This is a genomic window from Kitasatospora sp. NPDC043950 (assembly GCF_056435345.1).
In genome coordinates this window covers 22,775-45,291 of record NZ_JBWKER010000048.1, presented here as the reverse complement: position 1 = coordinate 45,291, position 22,517 = coordinate 22,775, and the positions used below count along the sequence as shown (strand labels likewise).

At 75.4% G+C, this 22,517-nt stretch carries 20 protein-coding genes; 11 read left to right on the top strand and 9 right to left on the bottom strand.

Annotated features, from left to right (window positions below; genetic code table 11):
• Nucleotides 1-70: 70 nt before the first annotated feature.
• On the bottom strand, nt 71-433 hold the full coding sequence (locus AC07BF_RS28240; RefSeq protein ID WP_371517224.1) for an MGMT family protein: 363 nt from the start codon (nt 431-433) through the stop codon (nt 71-73).
• 134 nt (nt 434-567) lie between these two features.
• Between AC07BF_RS28240 and AC07BF_RS28235 the strand changes: the two genes are divergently transcribed.
• A complete protein-coding gene (locus AC07BF_RS28235; protein WP_363586736.1) occupies nt 568-3,324 on the top strand; it encodes a lysylphosphatidylglycerol synthase transmembrane domain-containing protein in 2,757 nt (918 codons plus the stop codon).
• Between the two features lie 60 nt (nt 3,325-3,384).
• Here the strand turns inward: AC07BF_RS28235 and moeZ are convergent, their stop codons facing one another.
• The 4 genes from moeZ to AC07BF_RS28215 form a co-directional block, all read right to left on the bottom strand.
• A complete protein-coding gene (gene moeZ, locus AC07BF_RS28230; protein ID WP_363372596.1) occupies nt 3,385-4,563 on the bottom strand; it encodes an adenylyltransferase/sulfurtransferase MoeZ in 1,179 nt (392 codons plus the stop codon).
• Nucleotides 4,564-4,791: 228 nt separating this feature from the next.
• On the bottom strand, nt 4,792-5,766 hold the full coding sequence (locus AC07BF_RS28225) for an NAD-dependent epimerase/dehydratase family protein (RefSeq protein ID WP_363586737.1): 975 nt from the start codon (nt 5,764-5,766) through the stop codon (nt 4,792-4,794).
• A gap of 119 nt (nt 5,767-5,885) precedes the next feature.
• Nucleotides 5,886-6,986: a hypothetical protein gene (locus tag AC07BF_RS28220; protein WP_363586738.1), complete on the bottom strand. Its 1,101-nt coding sequence runs from the start codon at nt 6,984-6,986 to the stop codon at nt 5,886-5,888.
• Nucleotides 6,986-8,665, bottom strand: a complete 1,680-nt coding sequence (locus AC07BF_RS28215; RefSeq protein WP_363586739.1) for a DUF3492 domain-containing protein — start codon at nt 8,663-8,665, stop codon at nt 6,986-6,988. The genes AC07BF_RS28220 and AC07BF_RS28215 overlap by 1 nt, the downstream gene beginning before the upstream one ends.
• 793 nt (nt 8,666-9,458) lie before the next feature.
• On the opposite strand from AC07BF_RS28215, the gene AC07BF_RS28210 reads away from it, so the two are divergent.
• The 3 genes from AC07BF_RS28210 to AC07BF_RS28200 all read left to right on the top strand — a co-directional run bounded on the left by AC07BF_RS28210 (nt 9,459) and on the right by AC07BF_RS28200 (nt 10,936).
• Nucleotides 9,459-10,109, top strand: a complete 651-nt coding sequence (locus AC07BF_RS28210) for a TetR/AcrR family transcriptional regulator (RefSeq protein WP_363586740.1) — start codon at nt 9,459-9,461, stop codon at nt 10,107-10,109.
• Between the two features lie 141 nt (nt 10,110-10,250).
• Nucleotides 10,251-10,478, top strand: coding sequence for a DUF3107 domain-containing protein (locus tag AC07BF_RS28205; protein ID WP_063347919.1), 228 nt, complete (start codon nt 10,251-10,253; stop codon nt 10,476-10,478).
• Nucleotides 10,479-10,612: 134 nt separating this feature from the next.
• Nucleotides 10,613-10,936, top strand: a complete 324-nt coding sequence (locus AC07BF_RS28200) for a hypothetical protein (RefSeq protein WP_363586741.1) — start codon at nt 10,613-10,615, stop codon at nt 10,934-10,936.
• Between the two features lie 19 nt (nt 10,937-10,955).
• Here the strand turns inward: AC07BF_RS28200 and AC07BF_RS28195 are convergent, their stop codons facing one another.
• The gene (locus tag AC07BF_RS28195; RefSeq protein WP_063347921.1) at nt 10,956-11,684 is read right to left on the bottom strand and encodes a ferritin-like fold-containing protein; all 729 of its coding nucleotides are present in this window, start codon (nt 11,682-11,684) and stop codon (nt 10,956-10,958) included.
• A gap of 706 nt (nt 11,685-12,390) precedes the next feature.
• Here AC07BF_RS28195 and AC07BF_RS28190 point away from each other — a divergent pair.
• The 4 genes from AC07BF_RS28190 (at nt 12,391) to AC07BF_RS28175 (ending at nt 16,589) form a co-directional block, all read left to right on the top strand.
• Nucleotides 12,391-14,352, top strand: coding sequence for a DEAD/DEAH box helicase (locus AC07BF_RS28190; protein WP_478334094.1), 1,962 nt, complete (start codon nt 12,391-12,393; stop codon nt 14,350-14,352).
• Between the two features lie 164 nt (nt 14,353-14,516).
• Complete coding sequence (locus AC07BF_RS28185; RefSeq protein WP_478334093.1) at nt 14,517-15,140, top strand: PadR family transcriptional regulator; 624 nt, start codon at nt 14,517-14,519, stop codon at nt 15,138-15,140.
• On the top strand, nt 15,137-16,027 hold the full coding sequence (locus tag AC07BF_RS28180) for an NAD(P)H-binding protein (RefSeq protein ID WP_478334092.1): 891 nt from the start codon (nt 15,137-15,139) through the stop codon (nt 16,025-16,027). Before AC07BF_RS28185 ends, AC07BF_RS28180 begins: the two co-directional genes overlap by 4 nt.
• Nucleotides 16,020-16,589 carry a cupin domain-containing protein gene (locus tag AC07BF_RS28175; RefSeq protein WP_400844909.1) on the top strand — a complete coding sequence of 190 codons (570 nt, stop codon included), beginning with the start codon at nt 16,020-16,022 and terminating at the stop codon, nt 16,587-16,589. The genes AC07BF_RS28180 and AC07BF_RS28175 overlap by 8 nt, the downstream gene beginning before the upstream one ends.
• A 23-nt stretch (nt 16,590-16,612) precedes the next feature.
• On the opposite strand, the gene AC07BF_RS28170 is transcribed toward AC07BF_RS28175, so the two are convergent.
• Complete coding sequence (locus AC07BF_RS28170; RefSeq protein ID WP_478334091.1) at nt 16,613-17,500, bottom strand: fructosamine kinase family protein; 888 nt, start codon at nt 17,498-17,500, stop codon at nt 16,613-16,615.
• 119 nt (nt 17,501-17,619) lie between these two features.
• On the opposite strand from AC07BF_RS28170, the gene AC07BF_RS28165 reads away from it, so the two are divergent.
• Together AC07BF_RS28165 and AC07BF_RS28160 are read left to right on the top strand one after the other, a co-directional pair.
• Complete coding sequence (locus AC07BF_RS28165; RefSeq protein ID WP_478334090.1) at nt 17,620-18,183, top strand: YbaK/EbsC family protein; 564 nt, start codon at nt 17,620-17,622, stop codon at nt 18,181-18,183.
• Between the two features lie 188 nt (nt 18,184-18,371).
• Nucleotides 18,372-19,136 carry an SDR family NAD(P)-dependent oxidoreductase gene (locus AC07BF_RS28160; RefSeq protein ID WP_363589053.1) on the top strand — a complete coding sequence of 255 codons (765 nt, stop codon included), beginning with the start codon at nt 18,372-18,374 and terminating at the stop codon, nt 19,134-19,136.
• A gap of 285 nt (nt 19,137-19,421) precedes the next feature.
• On the opposite strand, the gene AC07BF_RS28155 is transcribed toward AC07BF_RS28160, so the two are convergent.
• Together AC07BF_RS28155 and AC07BF_RS28150 are read right to left on the bottom strand one after the other, a co-directional pair.
• On the bottom strand, nt 19,422-21,071 hold the full coding sequence (locus AC07BF_RS28155; protein ID WP_478334089.1) for an FAD-dependent monooxygenase: 1,650 nt from the start codon (nt 21,069-21,071) through the stop codon (nt 19,422-19,424).
• Nucleotides 21,064-21,651, bottom strand: coding sequence for a PadR family transcriptional regulator (locus AC07BF_RS28150; protein WP_478334088.1), 588 nt, complete (start codon nt 21,649-21,651; stop codon nt 21,064-21,066). The genes AC07BF_RS28155 and AC07BF_RS28150 overlap by 8 nt, the downstream gene beginning before the upstream one ends.
• Before the next feature lie 196 nt (nt 21,652-21,847).
• On the opposite strand from AC07BF_RS28150, the gene AC07BF_RS28145 reads away from it, so the two are divergent.
• On the top strand, nt 21,848-22,384 hold the full coding sequence (locus AC07BF_RS28145) for a hypothetical protein (RefSeq protein ID WP_478334087.1): 537 nt from the start codon (nt 21,848-21,850) through the stop codon (nt 22,382-22,384).
• The last annotated feature ends 133 nt before the right edge of the window (nt 22,385-22,517 follow it).

Here is a 22,517-nt window from a genome sequence, read left to right as displayed (position 1 = left end):
CGGTTTCGCGGCATCCCCGGTCCGCGGCGACCCGGTCCGCGGCGGCCTCGTCGCGCGTTCCGCGGCGGCCTCATCGCGCGGTGCCCGGCTCCCGTCCGTCCCAGCGGGCCCGGCGCAGGTCGACCCGGGGCGGGTCGGCGAGTTCGCGCAGCGGGGTGCCTTCCTCGCCGTAGTGGGCGAGGGCGCGGTGCTCGTGCCCGGGCAGGAAGCGGCCGTCGGCGCGGATGACCCGCCACCAGGGGACCGAGCCGCCGTACAGGGCCATCACCCGGCCGACCTGCCGGGGGCCGCCCTGGCCGAGGTACTCGGCAACGTCCCCGTAGGTCATCACCCTGCCGGGTGGAATCCGCTCGGTCAGGTCGAGCACCAGTTCGGCGAAGGGCGGCAGGGTGTCCGGGAGGCCGTCGTCTGTTACGTCCGTCACCTGCGGCATTCTTCCTCACGGGGGCGCACCCGCGGCCCCGTACGAACGATCCGCCGCGCCCGATCCGGCCCCTGTCCAGCACGGGGCGCCGAGGCATGCCACCATCTTCGGGGCGGTGAGTGGTGATACGAGGACAAGACCAGATGACCGGGACGGCTGACGTGGGTGTGGACGAGGACTCCGACGAGTCCGCCGCCGCCGTGCCCTCGGCTCCCGGTGGTGGGCCCGCGACCGGGCCTACGCCGGAAGTCTCCCTGATCAAGGACCGGACGATCAAGACCCCCGCGCCCGCCGAGGCCTCCGAAGAACCCGCCGAACCCGCCGAACCCGCCGAGGCCCCCGGGGAACCGGCCGTCCCCGGACCGGCGGCTGCCGAACCGCCGGCCCGGCGCCCGCTGCCCGACTACCACGACCCGCTGGACGGCACCCCGCACCTGGACGTCGACGAGCCACTGCTCGCCGCCCGGGCGCACCGCCCGTCCGACCTGATCCGCTTCCTGGCCGGCGTCTTCGGCATAGTCGCCGTCTTCGTGCTGGCGGGCATCGCCACCTCGACCACCACCGGCATCGAACAGGACATCGCCACCAACGCGCCGCACTTCTCCGCGGTGCTCTCCACGATCACCGGCCTGCTCTCCAGCGTCGCGGTGCTCGCCGTGCCGCTGGCCTTCGCGGTCGAGCGGCTGATCAAACGCGACGGCCTGCGGGTCGCCGACGGCGTGCTCGCCTCGGTGCTCGCCTACGGCGTCTCGCTGGGCATCGACTGGTGGGTGGCCGAAGGCGCCTCCGACCACATCCGGGACGCGCTGACCAGGCTGCCGATGGACAGCAACGGCACCCTCACCGACCCGGTGCACGGCTACCTCGCCCCGGTGATCGCCTACATGACCGCGGTCGGCATGTCGAGCCGCCCCCGGTGGCGGGTCGCCCTGTGGGTGGTGGTGGTCTTCAGCGGGATCACCGAACTGCTCGGCGGCTACACCACCCCGCTGTCGCTGCTGCTCACCGTCCTGATCGGCTGGTCCGTCGCGTACGGCACGCTGTACGCGATCGGCTCCCCGAACATCCGGCCCACCGGCCAGCACCTGATGATCGGCCTGCGCAAGGTCGGCTTCACCCCGGAGAGCGCCCACCGCGCCCCGGACGCGCCCGGCGGCACCCGCCGCTACTACGTCACCCAGCAGAGCGGCCCGCCGCTGGACGTCCACATCATCGACCGCGAGCAGCAGGCCTCCGGCTTCTTCTACCGGGCCTGGCGGCGGCTGCGGCTGCGCTCGGTGGCGGTGCGCCGCAGCCCGCAGTCGCTGCGCCAGGCGCTGGAGCAGGAGGCCCTGATCGCCTACGCGGCGGCCGCGTCGGGCGCCCGCGCGCCGCAGCTGGTCGCCACCTCCGAGCTGGGTCCGGACGCCGCGATCCTGGTCTACGGCAAGGTCGAGGGCCGCATCCTGGACGAGCTCTCCGACGAGGAGGTCACCGACCAGGTGATGGCCTCGCTCTGGGAGTCGGTGGCGGCCCTGCACGAGCGCCGGATCGCCCACCGCCGGCTGACCGGCGAGTCGCTGCTGGTGGTGGACGAGAAGACGGCCTGCCTGGTCAACCTCTCCGGCGGCGACATCGCCGCCACCGACCTGACGCTGCGCATCGACGTCGCCCAGCTGGTCACCACCTTCGCGCTGCGGATCGGCCCGGAGCGGGCCGTCGCCACCGCCAACGCGGTGCTCGGCGCCGACCGGGTCGCCCAGGCGCTGCCGCTGCTCCAGCCGGTCGGGATGAGCCGCTCCACCAGGGTCGACCTCGCGCGGCTCACCAAGGAGCGCAAGACCGTCGCCCGGGCCAGGGCGCTGGAGCAGGTCGCGGCCGGCGAGCGCACCCAGCAGCAGGCCGAGGAGGACATCGCGGTGGCCGGCGAGGACCTGCTGAGCCGCATCCGCGGCCAGATCCTCCAGATCGCCCCCGAGGCGCCGATGGAGCCGGCCAAGCTGGAGCGGCTGAAGCCGAAGAGCCTGATCATGGTGATCGCGCTCACCTTCGCCGCCTACCTGGCGCTGACCACCATCAAGCCGGCCCAGCTCAAGCTCTCCCAGATGGACTGGGTCTGGGCGGCGGCGGCCCTGCTGGCGGCCGCGTTCAGCTACGTCGCCGCCGCGATGAGCCTGACCGGATTCGTCCCGGAGAAGCTGCCGTTCCGGCGCACCGTCGCGGCCCAGCTGGCCGGCTCCTTCGTCAAGCTGGTCGCGCCCGCCGCGATCGGCGGCATCGCGCTCAACACCCGCTACCTGCAGAAGGCCGGGATCCGCTCCGGCCAGGCGGTGGCCTCGGTCGGCGCCTCCCAGCTGGCCGGCCTGGCCGGGCACCTGCTGCTGCTGTTCAGCTTCGGCCTGATCACCGGCAGCCAGACCAACGGCGACCTGTCCGCCTCCCGCGCGGTGATCATCGGCGTGCTGACCGCCGCCGTGCTCGCCCTGGTGGTGGCGGCGGTCGCGCCGCTGCGCCGGTTCGTGCTGGGCCGGCTGCGTTCGCTGTTCTTCGGCGTGGTGCCGCGGATGCTCGACCTGATGCAGACGCCCAGCAAGCTGGTCACCGGCTTCGGCGGCATCCTGCTGCTGACCCTGTCCTTCACCGCCTGCCTGGACGCCTCGGTTCAGGCCTTCGGCGGCGACGTCAGCTTCTCGGCGGTCGCGGTGGTCTTCCTGACCGCCAACGCGGCCGGCTCGGCGATCCCCACCCCGGGAGGCATCGGCCCGGTCGAGGTCGCCCTGATCGGCGCCCTGACGGTCGCGGACGTGTCGCCGGCGGTCGCCACCCCGGCGGTCTTCCTCTACCGGGCGCTCACCTTCTGGCTGCCGGTGCTGCCGGGCTGGATCTCCTACAACGTGCTGCAGCGCCGCGGCGCGCTCTGACGTCCACCGGATACGCGGAAGGGCCCGCCGAGGCGGGCCCTTCCGGTGCGTTCCGGCGTTCTAGTAGACCGGCTTGTGCGGCTCGATCTGGTTGACCCAGCCGAGCACGCCGCCGCCCAGGTGGACGGCGTTGGCGAAGCCGGCCGCCTTGACCACGGCCAGCACCTCGGCCGAGCGCACGCCCGACTTGCAGTGCAGCACGATCTTGCGGTCCTGCGGCAGCTTCTCCAGGGCGTCGCCCATGAGGAACTCGTTCTTCGGGATCAGCACCGCGCCGGGGATGTTGACGATCTCGTACTCGCCGGGCTCGCGGACGTCGATCAGGAAGATGTCCTCCTTGTCGTCCTGCCACTGCTTGAGCTGCGCCGAGGTGACGGTCGAGCCGGCGGCGGCGGCCTGCGCCTCCTCCGACACGACGCCGCAGAAGGCCTCGTAGTCGATCAGCTCGGTGACCGTCGGGTGCTCGGAGCAGACGGCGCAGTCCGGGTCCTTGCGGACCTTCACCTGGCGGTAGTTCATCTCCAGGGCGTCGTAGATCATCAGCCGGCCGACCAGCGGGTCACCCACGCCGGCCAGCAGCTTGATCGCCTCGGTGACCTGGATCGAGCCGATGGACGCGCACAGCACGCCCAGCACGCCGCCCTCGGCGCAGGAGGGGACCATGCCCGCCGGCGGGGCCTCCGGGTAGAGGCAGCGGTAGCAGGGGCCGTGCTCGGCCCAGAACACGCTGGCCTGGCCGTCGAAGCGGTAGATCGAGCCCCACACGTACGGCTTGCCGAGCAGCACCGCGGCGTCGTTCACCAGGTAGCGGGTGGCGAAGTTGTCGGTGCCGTCCACGATCAGGTCGTAGCCGGAGAAGATCTCCATGACGTTGGAGTTGTCGAGGCGCTCCTCGTGGAGGATCACGTCGACGTAGGGGTTGATCTCCTTGACCGAGTCCCGCGCCGACTCCGCCTTGGAGCGGCCCACGTCCGACTGGCCGTGGATGATCTGGCGCTGCAGGTTCGACTCGTCGACCACGTCGAACTCGACGATGCCCAGCGTGCCGACACCGGCCGCGGCCAGGTACATCAGCGCGGGCGAGCCCAGGCCGCCGGCGCCGACGCACAGCACCTTGGCGTTCTTCAGCCGCTTCTGCCCGGCCATGCCCACGTCGGGGATGATCAGGTGGCGGGAGTACCTGCGGACCTCGTCAACGGTGAGCTCGTCGGCCGGCTCGACCAGGGGTGGCAACGACACGGGGACTCCGATGGGTGTCTGGTTCAGGTGGCCTGGGCCAGCCTCATGGTGGTTGCTGCGCCGCCACGCGGGTGGCTCCTAGGCCAACAGTGTCACGCCCCTTCGGTATTCCGAGACAGCTCGTCCGATGGGCGAGACGGCCGGCGTCGGATCGTGGGACCGCCCGCCGGAGCCCGGAAAAGCGCCCCGGGCCTGTGCCGACAGGCCCGGGGCGCTCCCGGTGGCCGCTCAGACCCGGCAGGCCGTCTCCAGCCAGACGTCCCCGAGCGACTCCTCCAGCGGCACCTGTGTCCGCCAGCCGAGACGGTCCCGGGCGGTGCGCACGTCCGCCTGCCGCCACGGCACCGGCTCCCCCGCCGCGACCCGGCCCTCCGGCCGGTGGCCCGGCAGGTGGTGGCCGGGCAGGTGGTCGCCGACCGGGCCGCCGGCCTGCGCGGGCAGCAGGACCTGGCGGTTCTCCTCGACGATCGCCCCCTCGAAGCCGGACGCCCGGACCAGCAGCTGGGCCGCGTCCCGGGCCCGGACGGCGTGCCCGCTGCCGATGTTGACCACCCCGGTGGCGGCCGACACCGCCGCCGCCTGAATCGCCCGCGCGACGTCCCGCACGTCCACGAAATCCCGGTATCCGGACAGGTCCGGCATCCGCACCTGGGTTTCGTCCCGCTCCAGGGCCCGCCGCAGCCCCTCCGCGAGCCGCCCGAACAGCGAGGCGGTCGGCGCCCCCGGGCCCACCACGTCGAACACCCGCAGCACCGCCGCGTCCAGGCCCGACGCCAGCACCAGCTCCGTCCCGGCCAGCTTGGACACCCCGTACGGGCCGACCGGCCGCGGCTCGGCCTGCTCCGACACCGGCACCCCGCCCGGCACCGGGCCGTACTCGGCGGCCGAGCCGACGTGCACCAGCCGGGCCGGCTCCCGGCTGCGCCGGATCGCCTCGCAGACGGTGGCGACGGCCAGCGTGTTCGACCGGATCAGGGTGCGCGAGCTGCCGTAGGTGGCGCCCGCGCAGTTGATCACCACCTGCGGCACGACCGCGTCCAGGAACCGGGCCAGCGCGCCCGGGCTTCCGGTGGTCAGGTCGAAGCGGATGTCGGCCGAGTCGCGCCGGCCGAGCACCGTCACCTGCAACTCCTGGTCCATGAGCAGACGATCGGTGACCCGGCGGCCGATGAAACCGTCGGCGCCCAGCAGCAGCACCCTCATCGGGGGCGTCCTTCCACGAAGCGAGGTCGGGGACGACCTGGCGGACTGAAAATCAAGAGCGGACTGAGTGAGAGCAGAGAGAAGGGGGCGGCACCCGGGGCCGCACCGGCGGGCGGGGCTCAGCGGTGCGAACCGGCCCGGCCGAGCACGGCCCAGGCGTACGCCAGCAGCACCGCGGCGACCGCGCCGCCGCCGAGCACCCCGGCCGTCGGCCCGGAACGGCCCAGGGCGAGCAGCCCGAGCGCCACGGCGGGCCCGGCCAGCGCCCCCGCCGCGGCGGCCGCCGTCCGGCCGCAGCGGGCCAGCAGCGCGGGCAGCACCAGCAGCAGGCCCAGCACGCCCTGCGCCGCCCACTGCGCGGCGCCGGCCCGTTCGGCCGCCAGGTGCAGCAGGCCCCCGCCGTGGCCCGGCCCGGGGCGCGGCGCGAGGACGGTCAGCACCGCCAGCGCGGCGAAGGTCAGCACCGCGAGCACCGCCAGGTGCAGGGCGACCGCCACCGGGAGCACCGGCCGCATCCGGGACCGGAACTCTGCCAGCGTGGCCGCCGCGCCGAGATGGCCGCGGCCGACCTGCCGGTACCAGCGGGCCGCCCGCTCGGCCGACCCGGCCGACACCGCCCCGGCCAGCACCAGCGCGGCGGTCAGCCGCCGGTCCCCGTCCGCCGCGGCCAGCGGGAGCAGCAGCAGCGCGGCCAGGCCCAGCCCGTGCCCCAGCGCCGCCGGGTGCCACCGGGAGCCGGCCCGCCGCGGCGCCCGCGCCGGACCCAGCCCGTCCGCCGCGCCGCAGGGGCGGGTGTCCGGCGGGCCGGGCTCGGCGGCGGGGTCCGCGGCCAGGGCGGGCACCAGCACCAGCGGGACGGCGGCCGGCAGCAGCACCGGCCAGCGGGCGCCGAGCGCGACCACGGCCGCGCAGGGCAGCGCGGCCAGCGCGGCGGCGGTCAGCGTCGCCCGGGTGGCGGCGGCGCACTCCCGGCCGCGCGGCGGCTCCGGCACGGGTGGGCGGCGGGGCACCCGCGCGTACAGCTCCTCGGCGAGCGAGAACAGGTCGGCGTGCCGGCAGCGCGCGGCGGCCTGCGGGCCGAGCCCGGCCTCCTCCAGTCCGGCGGCGATCTCCAGCGGGTCGACGGCCCGCTCGCACAGCGCCCGGTGCTCGGCCATCACCTCGCGCACCGGGTCCCCCACCGGGCTCCCGGGGCCGCCCGGCGCCGCGCCGCCCGCCATCAGACGGCCTCCGCGAGGGCGCCGGGGCGCTCTTGCGCGCCGGCGTCACCGCCCCCGTCCTCCGGCCGCTCGGACCCGGCCGGCCCGGCGCCGTGGCGTCCGCCGGAGCCGTCCGCCGCGTCCGGGGCACCCTGGCCGCCCGGGCCGCCCGGCGCGCGGCGGCCGTCGGCGAGCCAGTACTCGGCGGGCCGGGCGAACGGGCGCGGCGACTCCCCGGCCGCGCCGCTGGCCCCGCCGCCGGGGAAGGCCGGGTACTGCGAGACCAGCTCCAGGTAGATCTCCCGGAAGGCGCCGATCACCGGCTCCACGGCGAAGCGTTCCTGCGCCCGCAGCCGCCCGGCCAGCCCGAGCCGGGCGCGCCGCTCCTCATCGCGCAGCAGCGCCAGGCAGGCGCCGGCCAGCGCGCGCGGGTCCCGGGCGGGCACCAGCAGCCCGGTCGGCCCGACCACCTCGCGGGCCACCCCGACGTCGGTGGACACCACGGCCCGGCCGCTGAGCATCGCGTCCGCGAGCAGCCGGGGGCTGCGCTGGGACAGCGCGGAGAACACGGCCAGCGTGCCGCCCTCCCAGACCTCGGCGAGCGAGCCGGGCCGCCCGGCGAAGTCCACCGCCGCGGCCAGTCCGAGCCGCTCGGCGAGCGCCGCGCAGTGCGCCCGGTAGCCGGGCTCGGCCTCCTCGCCGTGGATCACCAGCCGGGCCCTCGGCAGGTCGGCGCGCACCCGCGCGAAGGCGTGCAGCATCAGCTCGGTGTCCCGCCCCGGCTCCAGCGCGCCCGCCCACACCAGGGTCGGCACGGCGGGCTCGGGCCCGGCCGCCGGGCGGACCACCGCGGGCGTCCCCTCGTAGACCACCCGGGTGCGCGCCTGGTCGGCCCCGCAGCGGCGCTGCCACTGCTGGTCGTGGGCGCTGCCGGGGGTCAGGACGGCTGCCTGCCGGTAGGTCTCCTCGGTCAGCGCCCGGAAGTACGCCAGCAGCAGCGCCCGGACCGGCCACCGGTACGGCGCCTCGCGGTGGCCGAGGTACTGCTCGCGCAGGTGCAGGCCGTGCTCGGTGACCACGAACGGCACCCCGTGCAGGTACCGGGCGACCAGCGCGGGCAGCGCCGCGGGGCCGCCGCCGACCACGTGGCACAGGTCGGCGCCGCCGAGGCCGTCGGGCCCGGTGCCGTACCAGGGCGCGGACAACGGCCGCAGGCACTGCTCCAGCAGGTCCGCCGCGACCAGCACGTCGCGGACCAGCGGCTGCCCGGCCGAGGTCTCCGCGCCCGGCAGCCGCCAGACCCGCTCCAGGGTGCGCCGGGCGTGCGCGGAGGCGAGGAAGGCGGGCAGCGTGCCGTCCTCCCGGGCGAGGACGGCCAGCCGGTACAGCCCGGCCCCGAAGCCGGCCCGCTCCCCCGGCAGCACCAGGGCTCTGACCAGGTCCTCGTACGCCCGGGCGTACTGGCGTCCGCGCAGCGTGCCGGGCACCCGGCCGCCCGGCCGGCGCCCCCACAGCGCCAGCTCGCGCGCCCCGCGCCAGGCGGGCGACAGCCGCTCGGCGGTGCCCTGGCCACCCTGGCCGGTCAGCAGGTACAGCCCGAACTCGTGCTCCGGCAGGCCCGCGGCCAGCCGGTCGCACCAGCCTCCGGCGCCGCGCCGGGAATGTGGGCCGGCACCCTCGGTGAGCAGGGCGATGCGCACGGGAGACCTCCAGGGCAGAGCGGATCACGGGCGGGCGGATCGACGGATGGCTTGAGCGGCTTGAGTGGCCACCGGGGCGGCCCCGCACGGCGGCGGGGACGGTCCGGGGGCGAGGAGTCCGGTCGGCCGGGTACGACACCGCGACGCTCCCCCGGGGCGGGGCACCACCGAGCGGTGGTGCGGCCGTCCGGCCCGACGGTCCGGCCGCGCCCCTCCCGCGATCCGTTCCCCCGGGCGCACGCCCGTTCCGGCGGGCCGGGCCCGACCCGCCGGGCCCCCTGGGTGCGGCCGCCCTCCGGATTTCCCCGGCGTCCGCGGCCTCCCCCACACCTGTTCGGTCCGACAGCAGAAAGGTAGGACCGGGCCCGGGCAATCCATCGGTCACATGCCTGGTTGCCACCTGAACGAGTGAACGGGCGTGACCTCGCCCCGAACCGGGCCGTTACCGGGCGGCGCCGGCGGCCGGGCGCCGGTCGCCGGCCTCCCCGCTCATGGCGGACGATGGGAGTGGCCTTGTTCGCCGCCGCGAGGGGCCCCGGGTCCACGATGCCGGCCCGCGCTCCGCGCTCGGTGACGCCGCCGGTGCGGTGCGTCACGAGGTTCGGATTCCGACGGCCCGGACGGCCGTTCCGGCCCCTGTCACACCCCTGCCGACGCCGAGGTCAGCGCCGTATTGTGGGCTCCTGACAAGGAGGCCGAGGTCCTTTTCTCACTCCCGCCGAACGCGGAAGCGGTTACCGAAAAGTAGAATCGGCCCTCTTGCCAGCCCCGAACAACCGAAGTGAGGAGCGCCGTGACGGCCATCCAGGAGGCGCAGGAGCGCCCGCGCGGTGCCCGCCTGCCGCGAAGCGCCCGCCGTGAACAACTGCTCGGTGCCGCCCAGGAGGTGTTCGTCGCGCAGGGTTACCACGCGGCCGCCATGGACGACATCGCCGACCGCGCCGGGGTCAGCAAGCCGGTGCTGTACCAGCACTTCCCCGGGAAGCTGGAGCTGTACCTGGCGCTGCTGGACAAGCACTGCGACGCCCTGGTCGAGTCGACCCGCGACGCACTGTCGACGACCACCGACAACAAGCTCCGGGTGGCCGCGACGATGGAGGCGTACTTCAACTACGTCTCCAGCGAGTCCGGCGCGTTCCGCCTGGTCTTCGAGTCGGACCTGACCAACGAGCCGGCCGTGCGCGAGCGGGTCGAGCGGGCCTCCGAGGCGAGCGCGACGCTGGTCAGCAAGGTGATCCAGGAGGACACCGACCTGCCCGAGGCGGAGTCCAAGCTGCTCGCCGCCGGGGTCTGCGGCCTGGCCCAGATCACCGCCCGGTACTGGCTGTCGCAGGGCCTGGACATCCCGCGCGACGAGGCGGCGCGACTGGTCGCCAGCCTGGCCTGGCGCGGGCTGAAGGGCTTCCCGATGCACCCCACCTCGGAGGGCGGAGAGGCCCTCTAGCAGGGGTGATCCACCGACCTTCGCCGCCGCGGTGATCCCGTGCTCTATGGTGAAGCCGTACGGCGCGGTCGTCGCGAACGCTTGTCCCAGGCGGTCGGGGTGTCCGCGCGTGGAGGCTGCAACCCCGGAGGGACGGAAGCCGTGGAGGTCAAGATCGGCGTGCAGAACACGCCGCGCGAGATCGTGATCGAGAGCACGCAGAGTGCCGATGAGATCCAGAGCGCGATCGCCAAGGCGCTGGAGGGTTCGGAGAAGCTCTTCGCGCTGACCGACGAGCACGGCCGCCGCGTCATCGTCCCGGCCGAGCGCCTGGCGTACGTGGAGATCGGCGAGCAGGCCGCCCGCAAGGTCGGCTTCGGCACCGCCTGAGGCGTCGTCCGAGCTGCTCACCCGGTGCCCCGCTCCCCCAGGGAGCGGGGCACCGTTGCGTGTACGGCCGGGTCGGCCGGGGTACGGCGACAGTGCGGCCGTCGGCGCCGCGCGCCCGTCCCCGGGAGGCAGTTTTGCTGGTCGAGTCGATCGCCTTCGCCCTCGTCGGCCTGGCCGCGGGCCTGGCCGCACTGCTGGCGCGGCCCGCGTACTTCCGGGCGGCTCGCACCCTGACCCTGGGCACCGCCCTGGCGGCGGCGCTGCTCGGCGGGACGGTGGCGCACTTCTGCCTGGACGGGCGCTACCCGGCGGCGTCGATCGCGGCCGCGGCGCTGGCCTCGGCGGTGCTGACCACGACGCTGGCCCGGCCGGACCTCGCCGCCGGGCGGGCCCCGGCGCACCGGCACCACCCGCACCGGGCCGGTGTCCACCGCACACGGCGCCACCGGCCGGCCTGACGCCCGGGCCGGACAGGCCCTAGCTGGCCAGGCCCAGGGCGGCCATCCGCCGGGTGTGCGCCTCGGTGATCCGGTTGAACATCTTGCCGACCTCGACCAGGTCGAAGCCCTGCACCTGGACGCCGCCGACCAGCAGGTTGGACAGCGCGTCCCGCTCGGCGACCACCCGCTGGGCCTGGCTGAGCGCCTCGCCCATCAGCCGCCGGCCCCACAGCGCGAGCCGGCCGCCGGAGCGCGGGTCGGCCTCGATGGCCTGGCGCACCTTGTCCACCGCGAACTGGGCGTGCCCGGTGTCGGACATGACGCCGAGCACCAGGTCGCGGGTGTCGTCGTCGAGCCGGACGGCGACCTCGCGGTAGAAGTCGGTCGCGATGGCGTCGCCGACGTAGGCCTTGACCAGGCCCTCCAGCCAGTCCGAGGGCGCGGTCATCCGGTGGAACAGCTCCAGCGGCTCGACGAACGGGCGCATCGCCTCCTGCGGGTCGGCGCCGATCTCGGCGAGCCGGTCGTGCAGGCGCTGGTAGTGCTGGAACTCGGCGGAGGCCATCCGGGCCAGGGCCGCCTTGTCGGCGAGGTCCGGCGCCAGCTTGGCGTCCTCGGCGAGCCGCTCGAAGGCGCTCAGCTCGCCGTAGGCGAGTGCGCCGAGCAGGTCCAGCACCGCCGCCCGGTAGCCGGGGTCGGCCGAGCACGCGGCCCAGTCCCCGATCGAGCCGGCCGCGGCGTCCTGCGTCTCACCATGGGTCTCCATGACCCGCCACCTTAGTCCCGCCGGCCCGGGGGACCCACCCTGGCCGGCCGTCGGCCGGTCGCCCGGGTGACCGGCCGGAACACCCCTTCCGGCCCGGGTCGGGAGGGGCAATGTCAGACGCGTCACGTGTTCGAGTCGTCGCCTGACTGTATGGTGGTACGGAGCCCCGTCGTGTTCGCACGGTGTCACCGCCGTCTCGGTGTCCCGCGCAAGCCCGCTCCGAAGCGGCACCGTCCATCCGGACGTGTCCGCACCGGAGCCACGGGTACTCACGTACGCGGATGCCCGGTCGGAGAGCCGATCGGCTCCGACCATGGCTTGGACTTCAAGCCTTGGCACCGCATCAGTGGCCGAGCGAGGGCCGCCGAGACCACGCCCCCTGGCGAAGGTCCCGCGCAGGTCCCTCATGGGAATCCTCCCCGACGCCGCCGGCGACGCGCCCCGCACAGGGCAGCGCGCACCGGCCGGCCGCAGGGACCGGCGCGGTTGTGCGTCCGCTCAGCTGCATCAGGGCCGCCAGGCCCGTACGCAGCCGTGCGGCTGCCCGCCCGCCGCTCGCTCTCGGCCCCTTTCACACGGAAGAGGCAGCACCCTGTCCACCACCGCTGAACCCATCAAGACGACGTTCCGGGATCTGGGAATCCTCCCGGAGACCGCCGAGGCGCTCGAGTCCGTCGGCATCGTCCACCCCTTCCCCATCCAGGAGATGACCCTCCCGGTCGCGCTGACCGGCCACGACGTCATCGGCCAGGCCAAGACCGGCACCGGCAAGACCCTCGGCTTCGGCCTCCCGCTGATCGAGCGGTGCGTCGTGCGCGCCGACGTGGACGCCGGCCGGGCGACCGAGGAGCAGCTCTCCGACGGCCCGCAGGCGCTCATCGTCGTCCCGACGCGTGAGCTCTGCACCCAGGTCACCAACGACCTGCAGACCGCCGGCAAGGTCCGCGACGTGCGCGTCCTGGCCGTCTACGGCGGCCGCGCGTACGAGCCGCAGGTCGAGGCGCTCGCCAAGGGCGTCGACATCGTGGTCGGCACCCCGGGCCGCCTGCTGGACCTGGCCGGGCAGAAGAAGCTGAACCTGTCCAAGGTCCGCTCGCTGGTCCTGGACGAGGCCGACGAGATGCTCGACCTCGGCTTCCTGCCGGACGTCGAGAAGATCATCACCATGCTGCCGGCCAAGCGGCAGACCCTGCTGTTCTCGGCCACCATGCCGGGTCAGGTCATCAGCCTCGCCCGCCGGTACATGAGCCAGCCCACCCACATCCGGGCCGCCGCCCCGGACGACACCGGCACCACCGTCGCCAACATCGAGCAGCACATCTTCCGCGCGCACTCGCTGGACAAGGTCGAGCTCGTCTCGCGCATCCTCCAGGCCGACGGCCGCGGGCTGGCGATGATCTTCTGCCGGACCAAGCGCACCGCCGCCGACGTCGCCGACCAGCTGACCCAGCGCGGCTTCGCGGCCGGCGCCGTCCACGGCGACCTCGGCCAGGGCGCCCGCGAGCAGGCGCTGCGCGCGTTCCGCAACGGCAAGGTCGACGTGCTGGTCTGCACCGACGTCGCCGCCCGCGGCATCGACGTCGAGGGCGTCACGCACGTGGTCAACTACCAGTGCCCCGAGGACGAGAAGACCTACCTGCACCGGATCGGCCGCACCGGCCGGGCCGGCGCCTCGGGCACCGCCGTCACCCTGGTCGACTGGGACGACATCCCGCGCTGGCAGCTGATCAACAAGGCGCTGGAGCTGACCTTCAACGACCCGGAGGAGACCTACTCCACCTCGCCGCACCTGTACGAGCTGCTGAAGATCGCGCCGGGCACCAAGGGTGTGCTGCCGCGTTCGGAGCGGACCCGGGCCGGGCTCGGCGCGGAGGAGGTCGAGGACCTCGGCGAGACCGGCGGGCGCGGTGCGCGCACCGCCCGGGCCAAGGGCCCGCGCAGCGGCTCCGGCCGCACCGGCGCCCCCGAGGCCGCCGTGGCGACCGAGGAGAAGCCGCGCCGCACCCGTGAGCGCCGCCGCACCCGGGGCGGCTCCGCGGTCGCCGAGGGCGAGGCCGGGACCGTCGTCGAGGCCCCCGCGGCCCCGGCCGTCGAGGGCACCGAGGGCGAGTCGGCCCCGCGCCGCCGTCGCCGCCGTTCGCGCGGCGCCGCCGCCGGCGAGGCCGCCGTGGTGGCCGAGGCCGTCGCGGTGACCGAGGCGGCCGTGGCGGCTCCGGTCGCCGAGGCTCCGGCCGCGGTGGCCGTCGTGGCCGCCGCCGAGGCCGTCGTCGAGGCCGCCGTCGCGGAGAAGCCGGCCGCCCGCACCCGGACGCGCGCCACCCGCAAGCCCAAGGCCGAGGCCGTCGAGGCCCCGGCCGAGGCTCCGGCCGTCGAAGCCGTCGAGGCCGCTGAGGCCGTCGTCGCGAAGAAGCCGGCCACCCGGACGCGCACCCGCAAGCCGAAGGCGGAGGCCGTCGAGGCCGTCGTCGAGGCCCCGGCCACCGAGGCCGCCGTCGCGGAGAAGCCCGCCACCCGGACGCGCACCCGCAAGCCCAAGGCCGAGGCCGCGACCGCCCCGGCGGCTCCGGAGGCTGCGGCCGCCGACGCCGCGACCGAGGTCCCGGCCCCGCGCAAGCGCACCCGGGCCCGCAAGGCCGCCGCCGCGCCGGAGGCCACCCCGGAGAGCTGACGCACCCCGTCCCGGGGGGGGGGGGGGGGGGGGGGGGGGGGGGGGGGGAGGCCCCCCCCCCCCCCCCCCCCCCCCCCCCCCCACGTCCGGGCCCGCAGAACCATCACGGCCCCGCACCCGTAGTCGCGTTTGACTATGGGTCGTAGTCGTGTTCGACTAGTGATGTGAGCACTTCGCGACTCTTCGCACTCGGCGCGCTGGCCCGGGGCGGGCCGATGCACGGCTACCAGATCCGCCAGGCGGCCCAGCTCGACCGCACCGAGCTGTGGACCGACGTCAAGCCCGGATCGCTCTACAGCGTCCTGCACCGGATGGCCGACGACGGCCTGGTCGAGGTGGTGCGCAGCGAGAAGGTCGGCAACCCGCCCGAGCGGACCGTCTACGCGATCACCGACCGGGGCCGCCGGGAGCTCGCCGCCCTGCGCGACGCGGCGCTGGGCAGGGTGCGCCTGCTGCCCGACCCGGTCGACCTGGCCCTGCAGTACACCGCGGACCTCACGGACGAGGACCTGGCCGGGTCCGTGGCCGCGCGCCGGCGGGCCGTGGCCGACCAGGTGGCCCTGTTCGAGGAGCAGTTCGAGGCCGCCAGGCCGGACCTGACCGGCCTCGAACCGTGGATCTTCGAACACTGCCTCGCCCGTCTGAAGGCCGACCTGGCCTGGCACGACGACCTGCTCGGCACCCTGACGACGAACACCCCGTCGACGAACACCCCGTCGAAGAACACCCCACCGAAGAACACCCCGGCAAAAAACACCCCGCCGAGGAACACCCGGAGGACCCCGTGATACTCGTGACCGGCGCGACCGGCACCGTCGGCCGCGCCCTCGTCGGCCACCTGACCGCCCTGGGCGCCCCCGTGCGCGCCGCCACCCGCCGCCCCGACCGGGCCCGCCTGCCGGGCGGCGTGGACGTCGTCGGCGCGGACCTCGGCGAGCCGGACAGCCTGGCCGCCGCCCTGCGGGGCGTGCGCAAGGTGTTCCTGCTCTCCGACGGCCCCGACATCCCGCGCCACGACGCCAACCTCGCCGCCGCGGCCGCCCGCGCCGGCGCCGAGGCCGTCGTCAAGCTGTCCTCCGGCCGGGCCGCCGACCCGGACGCGGACGACCCCGTCGCCCGCTGGCACCGCGCGGGCGAACAGGCCGTCCAGGACAGCGGCCTGGCATGGACGTTCCTGCGCCCGATGGGCTTCATGTCCAACACCCTCGCCTGGGCCGGGACGATCCGCGCGGCCCGCACCGTGCGGGCCCCGTTCGCCGCCGGCCGGGTCTCCGTCATCGACCCCGCCGACATCGCCGCCGTCGCGGCCCGCGCCCTGACCGAGCCCGGACACGACGGCCGGGCCCACCTGCTGACCGGCCCCCAGGCCCTCACCCCCGGCGAGATGACCACGATCCTGGCCGACGTCCTGGGCACCCCGCTGGCCTTCACCGAGATCCCGCCCCACGCCGCCCGCCGGGCACTCCTGGACCACGGCCTGCGCCCGGAGACCGCGGACGCGGTCATGGCGCTGCGCGCCGCCTCCCTGGAACCGTTCGCCGCGACCGTCACGCCCGCGGTCCAGCAGCTCACCGGCCGCGCGGCGACGCCCTTCCGGGCCTGGGCCGAACGCCACCGCGAACAGTTCACCGAGGAACCCGGCGCGGAGCCCGGCGCGGAGCCCGGCCGTGGCTGACACCCACCGCAAGCAGCCCGGCGCGGAACCCGGCGGCGAGCCCGGCGGGGAGCCCCGCGGGGAGCCCGGCCGTGGCGGCGTCCACCGCGAACCCGTCGCCCTGGCCCCCGGACACGGCGGGCGCCGCCACGTGCCGGGCAGCCCGTACGTCGTCAAACTCGCGGGCGCCCAGAGCGGCGGATCGATCGCCGTCCTGGAGTCCACCTTCGAACCCGGCCAGGGCGCACCCCTGCACCTGCACCGCGGCCACGACGAGACGTTCTACGTCGTCAGCGGCGCGTTCCGCCTGCGGTGCGACGAACACACCACCGAGGCGGGCCCCGGCGCCTTCCTGCACGTCCCGCGCACCCACCCGCACTCCTTCACCGCGATCGGCGACACCCCCGCCACGATCCTGGTGACGCTGACCCCGGCCGGCTTCGAGGAGTTCTTCATCGAGGCCGCCGCCCTCGCCGCCGACGGCCGCCCGAACCGCCGGATGATGCAGACCCTCCTGGCCCGCTACGACCAGGAACTGGTCCCCGACACACCGCAGGACCACCACCGGCCGGACGGCCGCTGAGGCCACCGTCCGAGCGGCCCGCGTCAGCGGTAGGTGCGCAGCACGTCGAGCAGGTCGCCGGTGTGGCCGTCGCGCGCGCCGAAGTGGGCGGCGCAGCTGAGCTGTTCGCGCAGGTGGAGCAGCCGCATGCGGTCCTGCCAGCCGTCGGTGAGGGGGTGGTGTTCGCGGTAGGCGTCGAAGAAGCGGGCGGGGACGCCGCCGGTGCAGAACATCATGCTCAGGTCCGTCTCCGCCCACGTCCAGCACACCGCCGGGTCGATGAACGCCGGTGTCGCGTCCGGGCGGGCGAGGATGTTGCCGTGCCACAGGTCGCCGTGGGTGAGGACGGGTGGTGCGGCGGGGAGGAGTTGGGGCAGCCGGTCGCAGATCCGTTCCAGGTCGGCGCGGCCCCGGGGCCCGAGCACCTGGCGTGCCAGGGGTTCGTCGAGGTAGCGCAGCAGGCGGTGGCGGGCGAAGAACTCGTGTCCGTCCTCGGTCCAGGGGTTGCGCTGTGCCAGGCGGCCGAGCCAGCCGTCCTCGGCCCAGCCGAAGCGCTGTCCGGTGGTGGCGTGCAGGCCGGCCAGCGCGTGTGCGGCGCGTTCCCAGAAGCCGGTGTCGTGCGCGGGCGGCTGTTCGAGGGCTTCCAGGACCAGGCCGTCCGGGTGAAGGGCCAGCACCCGCGGGGTCGCCAGCGCGCCGTGGGTGCGCAGGGCTTGCAGGCCCTGGGCCTCCTTCGCGTACGCGTCGGGGGCCAGTGCCGGGGTGGACTTCACCACCACGCGTCCGCCGCCGGCCAGGGTGACCAGCCAGACGGTGTTCGCGGCGCCGCCGGCCAGGCGCACCGCGTGCGCCGGCGGGCCGGGGAGCAGGTGCGGCGGCGGACCGTCGTGTCCGGCGGCCGCCTCATCGGTGTTCTGCGCAGGATCTTCCATGGCGGGCCCCTTTCCCGCGCCCGGCGCCACCGACTCCGGCCGGCACCGGATTTCGCCGCCCCGGGGGCAGCGGCAGGACCCGCGCCAGGCCTGCCGGGGTGCGCGGTACAGTCCGCTTCATGAACGAGAACGTGCGCGCCCCGTTCGGGAACTTCACCCTCGTCCGCGCGGCGATCGAGGTCTGCGGCGACCTCGCCGCCCCCGTCGCCGACGCGTTGAAGAACGCGGACGCGCAACGGTGGGCCGGATCCGTGCTGTACGTGGACACCGACCCCGACAAGGCGGACACCGCGGTGTTCTGCCAGGCCTACGACGTGCCGCTGGAGCTCTCCGCGAACTGCGTGGTGGTCGCCGCCAAACGCGGCGGCGACGTCACCCTAGCCGCCTGCCTGGTGCGCGCCGACACCCGCCTGGACGTCAACACCGCCGTGCGCAGGCACCTGGGCGCGCGCAAGGCCTCCTTCGCGCCGGTGGACGTCGCCGTCGCCGCCACCGGCATGGAGTACGGCGGCATCACCGCCGTCGGCCTGCCGGACGGCTGGCCGCTGCTGGTCGACGAGGCGGTGGCCGCCGCCGATCACGTGCTCATCGGCAGCGGACGGCGACGGGGCAAGCTGATCCTGCCCGGCTGGGCGGCGGCCCGGCTGCCCGGCGCCGAGGTCCTCCCGGGCCTGGCCGCCTGAGCCCGGCGGGGCCGGCGGCGGCGGGACCGGCCCGGGCCCGGGCTCGGGCCCGGGCGTGCGCGGCCGTGGCCGTGGCCGTGGCCGGGCACCATACCCCGCAGTACCTGAGTGGACGTCAAACCCGGCTGAGGCTGACCTTGGGGGGTCGGGCGGCGGGATCTGGGCGGAACACGGTCGAAAGGGTGGACATGGGAAACCTCAGCGGGAAGGTCGCGCTGGTCACCGGCGCCAGCCGGGGCATCGGGCGGGGCATCGCCGAACGCCTGGCCCGGGACGGCGCCCTGGTCGCCGTGCACTACGGCAGCAACGAGGCGGCGGCGAAGGAGTGCGTCGCGGCGATCGCCGGGGCCGGTGGCCGGGCGTTCACCGTGGGCGCCGAACTGGGCGTTCCCGGCGACGTGGACACCCTCGTGGGCGGGCTGGAGGCCGGGCTGCGCGCGCACGGGGAAGCGGCGCTCGACATCCTGGTCCACAACGCCGGGCTCAATCTCATGGGGCGCCCGATCGAGGTCCTCACTCCCGAGGAGTTCGACGAGATGGTCGCGGTCAACGTCAAGGCGCCGTTCTTCCTCACCCAGCGGCTGCTGCCACGGCTGCACGACGGCGGCCGGATCATCAACATCTCCTCCGTCTCCACCCGTATCGCCTCCGCCCACGGCATCGGCTACCCGCTCACCAAGGGCGCCCTGGAGGTGTTCGGCCACACCCTGGCCAAGTACCTCGGACCCCGCAACATCACCGTCAACTCCGTCGTCGTCGGGTTCACCCGCACCGACATGACCGCCGACGTGCTGGCCGACCCGGCGAACCTGGAACGCAACCTCGCCCTGACCGCCCTCGGCCGGATCGGCGAGATCCCGGACATCGCCGACGCGGTCGCCTTCCTCGCCTCCGACGACGCCCGCTGGATCACCGGCACCAAGATCGACGTCACCGGCGGCGTCAACCTGTAGCGGCCGCAGCGGGGGCCGCACCGCGCACAGGCCGTACCGCGCGCAGGCCGTACCCGGGCCCGGGCAACCCGCCGCCCCGGGCGGCCGCGGGAGCTGCCCCGCCCGGCGGGCGGGACGGCGGGCAGGACGGCGGGCGGGCGGGACGGGCCTCGCGGCACAGCGGACCCCTGTGCCGCGGGCGCCGCCAACGCCTCGCGCACCACCGCCGGTTCGCCCGGCGGCACACCGGCGGCACACGGCCGGATGGCCGGAGCACCCGGACCCCGCGCGGAACCCGGCGCCGCGTTACGGGAGGTCGGGCGCCCCCGGCCCCGGCACCGCCGCCGCCGGGTGCCCGAACCACAGGTGCAGGGCCGCGCGCAGCTGTTCGGCGGCGGTCTGGGGTGCCTGGTCGGGTGGTGCGGTCCAGGCGGCGTGGCCGTCCGGGCGCACCAGGACCGCGGGCGTGTCGGGCAGGGCGCCGGGCCGCACCGTCGCCGCGCTCACCCGGTCCGCCCAGGGGCCGGCCGCCGTGCGCAGTGCCTCGGCCGCGGTGGTGTCCTCCAGGAGCAGGGCGCCGGCGCCGGTGTGGGCCAGCAGTGGTATCAGGGCGCCGTGTTGGAGGGTGTCGTCGTGGAGGGTGTCGTGTTGGAGGGGGATGTCCGGGACCATCGCGCCTTCCCAGGGGTGGCCGCTGCCGTGGGGGGCCGGGTAGCGGGTGGCGATGCCGGTGATCTCCTCGGCCAGGGGGCCGGCCGTCTCCTTGGCCTGTGCGAGTTCGGCGAGCAGGTCGCGCACCGGCGCGAGTTCCTCGTCGTCGCCGGCGAGCAGTGCCTGGGCGCGGGTGTTGCGCAGCAGTCTGGCGCCGGCCGCGTGCCGTTCGGTGTGGTAGGTGTCCAGGAGGGTTTCGGGGGCTTGTCCGCGGGCGACGAGGGCGAGTTTCCAGCCGAGGTTCATCGCGTCGTCGATGGCGGCGTTGACGCCGATGGCGCCGGCGGGCGGGTGGATGTGGGCGGCGTCTCCCGCCAGCAGGACCCGGCCCTGGCGCAGCCGTTCGGCCAGGCGGGCGGCGTCGCCGAAGCGGGTCAGCCAGTGGGCGCGGGCGATCGGGACGCGGTGTCCCAGGGCGTGGTCCAGTGCCTGCTGGAAGCGGGGCAGGGTGAGGGGTTCGTGCCGGTCCTGGGGCGGGTGGGGGTCGGCGGTGATCAGGCGGACGTAGCCGGGCCTGGGGATGGCGAACACGGTGCCGCCCGGGCCGGTGTTCACGCCGAAGGGGATCGCCTGCGGGTCGGTCAGGACCACGTCCGCGAGCAGGGTGAAGCGGCGGGCGGGGGTGCCGGGGAAGGCGATGGCGGCGAGTTTGCGTACGGTGCTGCGGCCGCCGTCGCAGCCGGCCAGCCAGCCGGCGTGCAGCAGTGCGGGGCCGTCGGGGGTGTCGGTGTGGGCGTGGACGCCGTCGTCGTCGAGGTCGAGGGCGTTCAGGCGGTGGCCGCGCAGGATGCGTACGCCCAGGTGGTGGGCGTGTTCGGTGAGGATCTCCTCGACCCTGGTCTGGGCGATGCCCAGGACGTAGGGGTGGCGGGTGCGCATGGCGGCGAGGTCGAGGCGGGCCTGTGCGGTGAACGCGGTGGTCGCCGCGGTGGGGCCTTCGGCGAGGAGGCGTTCGGCCAGGCCGCGGCGTTCCAGTAGTTCCAGGCTGCGGGCGTTGAGGTTGAAGCCGCGGCAGTAGCCGGGCGGGGCGGGGTCGCGTTCCAGGAGCACGGTGCGCACGCGGGCCAGGGCCAGTTCGCAGGCCAGCGTCAGGCCGGCGGGGCCGGCGCCGACGACCAGGACGTCCGCGTCGCCGGCCCCGGGCGCGGCGGCGGGTAAGCGCCGTGCGGCGGGGACCTGTGCGGGGACGGGGACGGGCGTGGCGGCGGGTGCGGGTGCGGGTGCGGGTGCGGGGGTGTCAGGCATCGGGGGCGGCCTCCGGCCAGGCCAGGGTGCCCTGTTCGATCTCCTCTGCGGTGCGCAGCACCCATTGGCGTTCGGCGTGCAGCATGGCGTTGCCGTACTCGGCCTCGATGACGAACAGTCGGGGGGCGTGGTGTTCGTGGGTGGCGCTGTGGTGGGCGTGTTCGCTCTCGGTGATGCGGGTCTGCAGGGCGGCGGCCCGTTCGCGCAGTGCCTGGGCGGCGCGGTGTGGTCCCAGGGCGCCGAGGTAGCTGACGGCGGACAGGAATTTCGGGTATTCGCGGGAGGGTTCGCGGATGAGTTCGTCCAGCCACTGGGTGAAGTACTGGCGGCCCTGGGGGGTGTGGCGGTAGACGGTGCGGGTGGGGCGCGCGCCGACCTGTTCGGTGTCGGTGGCCTCGATCCAGCCGTCGCGGGCCAGGGCGCGCACCGTGTCGTAGAGCGAACCGGTGGTCAGTTTGAAGGCCTGGTCGAGGTGGCGCTGGCGCAGGGTGGTGGCCATGGCGTGGGGGTGCAGGGGCTGTTCGAGGAGCAGGCCGAGCAGGGCCAGGGCCAGGGGGTTGGCGGGTCGTTTGGCGGTCATGGCACTCCGTGGTCGCACGCGGGGCCCCGGGGCCGGGGCCCCGGGCGTGATACTCGGATCGTACTACTCGGATCCGAGTATGTGGAGGGGGTGGCCCGGGTCGCCCGCCGCCGGGCCGTGCCGCACCGGCCGCGCGGCGCGGGGGAGTTCGGGCCCGGCCGCGGCCGGGGCGCCGCCGGGTGCGATCATGGCGGGCATGGCTTTCGACGACGCACGGCCCCGGGCCGGCCTGGTCCATGAGCGCTGGCGTGCCCGCGAGGCGCCCCACGGGGACTTCATCGTGTTCGGCGACGGGTCGCTGTCGGTGATGCGGCTCATGCGGCTCTCCCCCGCCGACCGGCTCCACGACCCGCGGGCCCAGCAGTGGAGTTGGGGGGAACTGCTGCGGGCCGGCGCGTGGACCCCCACCGACTGGACGGACGTCGACACGGTGACCGCCACCAGCACCCACGCCGGCAGCCGCGCGCTCGCGGGCGAGGCGTCCGAGCACGGCAGCATCGGCTGGGTCGCGCTGACCCGCGACGACGAGGAGAACACCCTGGAGTGGCTCGCGATCTCCTGCTCGTCCAACCCGTTCGCCGACGTCGCCCTGGACGACACCACGGTGACCGCCACCAGCACCCTGGGACGGATCTGGACCTTCCCCCGCGACGCCCCGCAGCAGGTGCGGATCACCGAGGACCCCGACTACCCCTGGCACTCCCCGGCCGGGCCGGCGGGCCCCGCCTCCTGAGGCACCCGGCCGCGACCGGCCCCGGCGGCCTTCCGGTGGACCTGCGTGTTCGCCGCCGGCGGGCGGCAGCCCGCCTCCAACGCGGCACGTTGGAGGCGGACCCGGCCGCACACGGCTCCGCCCCGCGCGGGGC

Coding starts and splice junctions, on each gene's coding strand:
- AC07BF_RS28195 (WP_063347921.1), bottom strand. CDS start 11,684: ATGGAGACCCATGGTGAGACGCAGGACGCCGCGGCCGGCTCGATCGGG.
- AC07BF_RS28165 (WP_478334090.1), top strand. CDS start 17,620: ATGAACGAGAACGTGCGCGCCCCGTTCGGGAACTTCACCCTCGTCCGC.
- AC07BF_RS28240 (WP_371517224.1), bottom strand. CDS start 433: ATGCCGCAGGTGACGGACGTAACAGACGACGGCCTCCCGGACACCCTG.
- AC07BF_RS28190 (WP_478334094.1), top strand. CDS start 12,391: ATGACCCTCCCGGTCGCGCTGACCGGCCACGACGTCATCGGCCAGGCC.
- AC07BF_RS28220 (WP_363586738.1), bottom strand. CDS start 6,986: ATGGCGGGCGGCGCGGCGCCGGGCGGCCCCGGGAGCCCGGTGGGGGAC.
- AC07BF_RS28170 (WP_478334091.1), bottom strand. CDS start 17,500: ATGGAAGATCCTGCGCAGAACACCGATGAGGCGGCCGCCGGACACGAC.
- AC07BF_RS28145 (WP_478334087.1), top strand. CDS start 21,848: ATGGCTTTCGACGACGCACGGCCCCGGGCCGGCCTGGTCCATGAGCGC.
- AC07BF_RS28225 (WP_363586737.1), bottom strand. CDS start 5,766: ATGAGGGTGCTGCTGCTGGGCGCCGACGGTTTCATCGGCCGCCGGGTC.
- AC07BF_RS28150 (WP_478334088.1), bottom strand. CDS start 21,651: ATGACCGCCAAACGACCCGCCAACCCCCTGGCCCTGGCCCTGCTCGGC.
- AC07BF_RS28155 (WP_478334089.1), bottom strand. CDS start 21,071: ATGCCTGACACCCCCGCACCCGCACCCGCACCCGCACCCGCCGCCACG.
- AC07BF_RS28160 (WP_363589053.1), top strand. CDS start 18,372: ATGGGAAACCTCAGCGGGAAGGTCGCGCTGGTCACCGGCGCCAGCCGG.
- AC07BF_RS28235 (WP_363586736.1), top strand. CDS start 568: ATGACCGGGACGGCTGACGTGGGTGTGGACGAGGACTCCGACGAGTCC.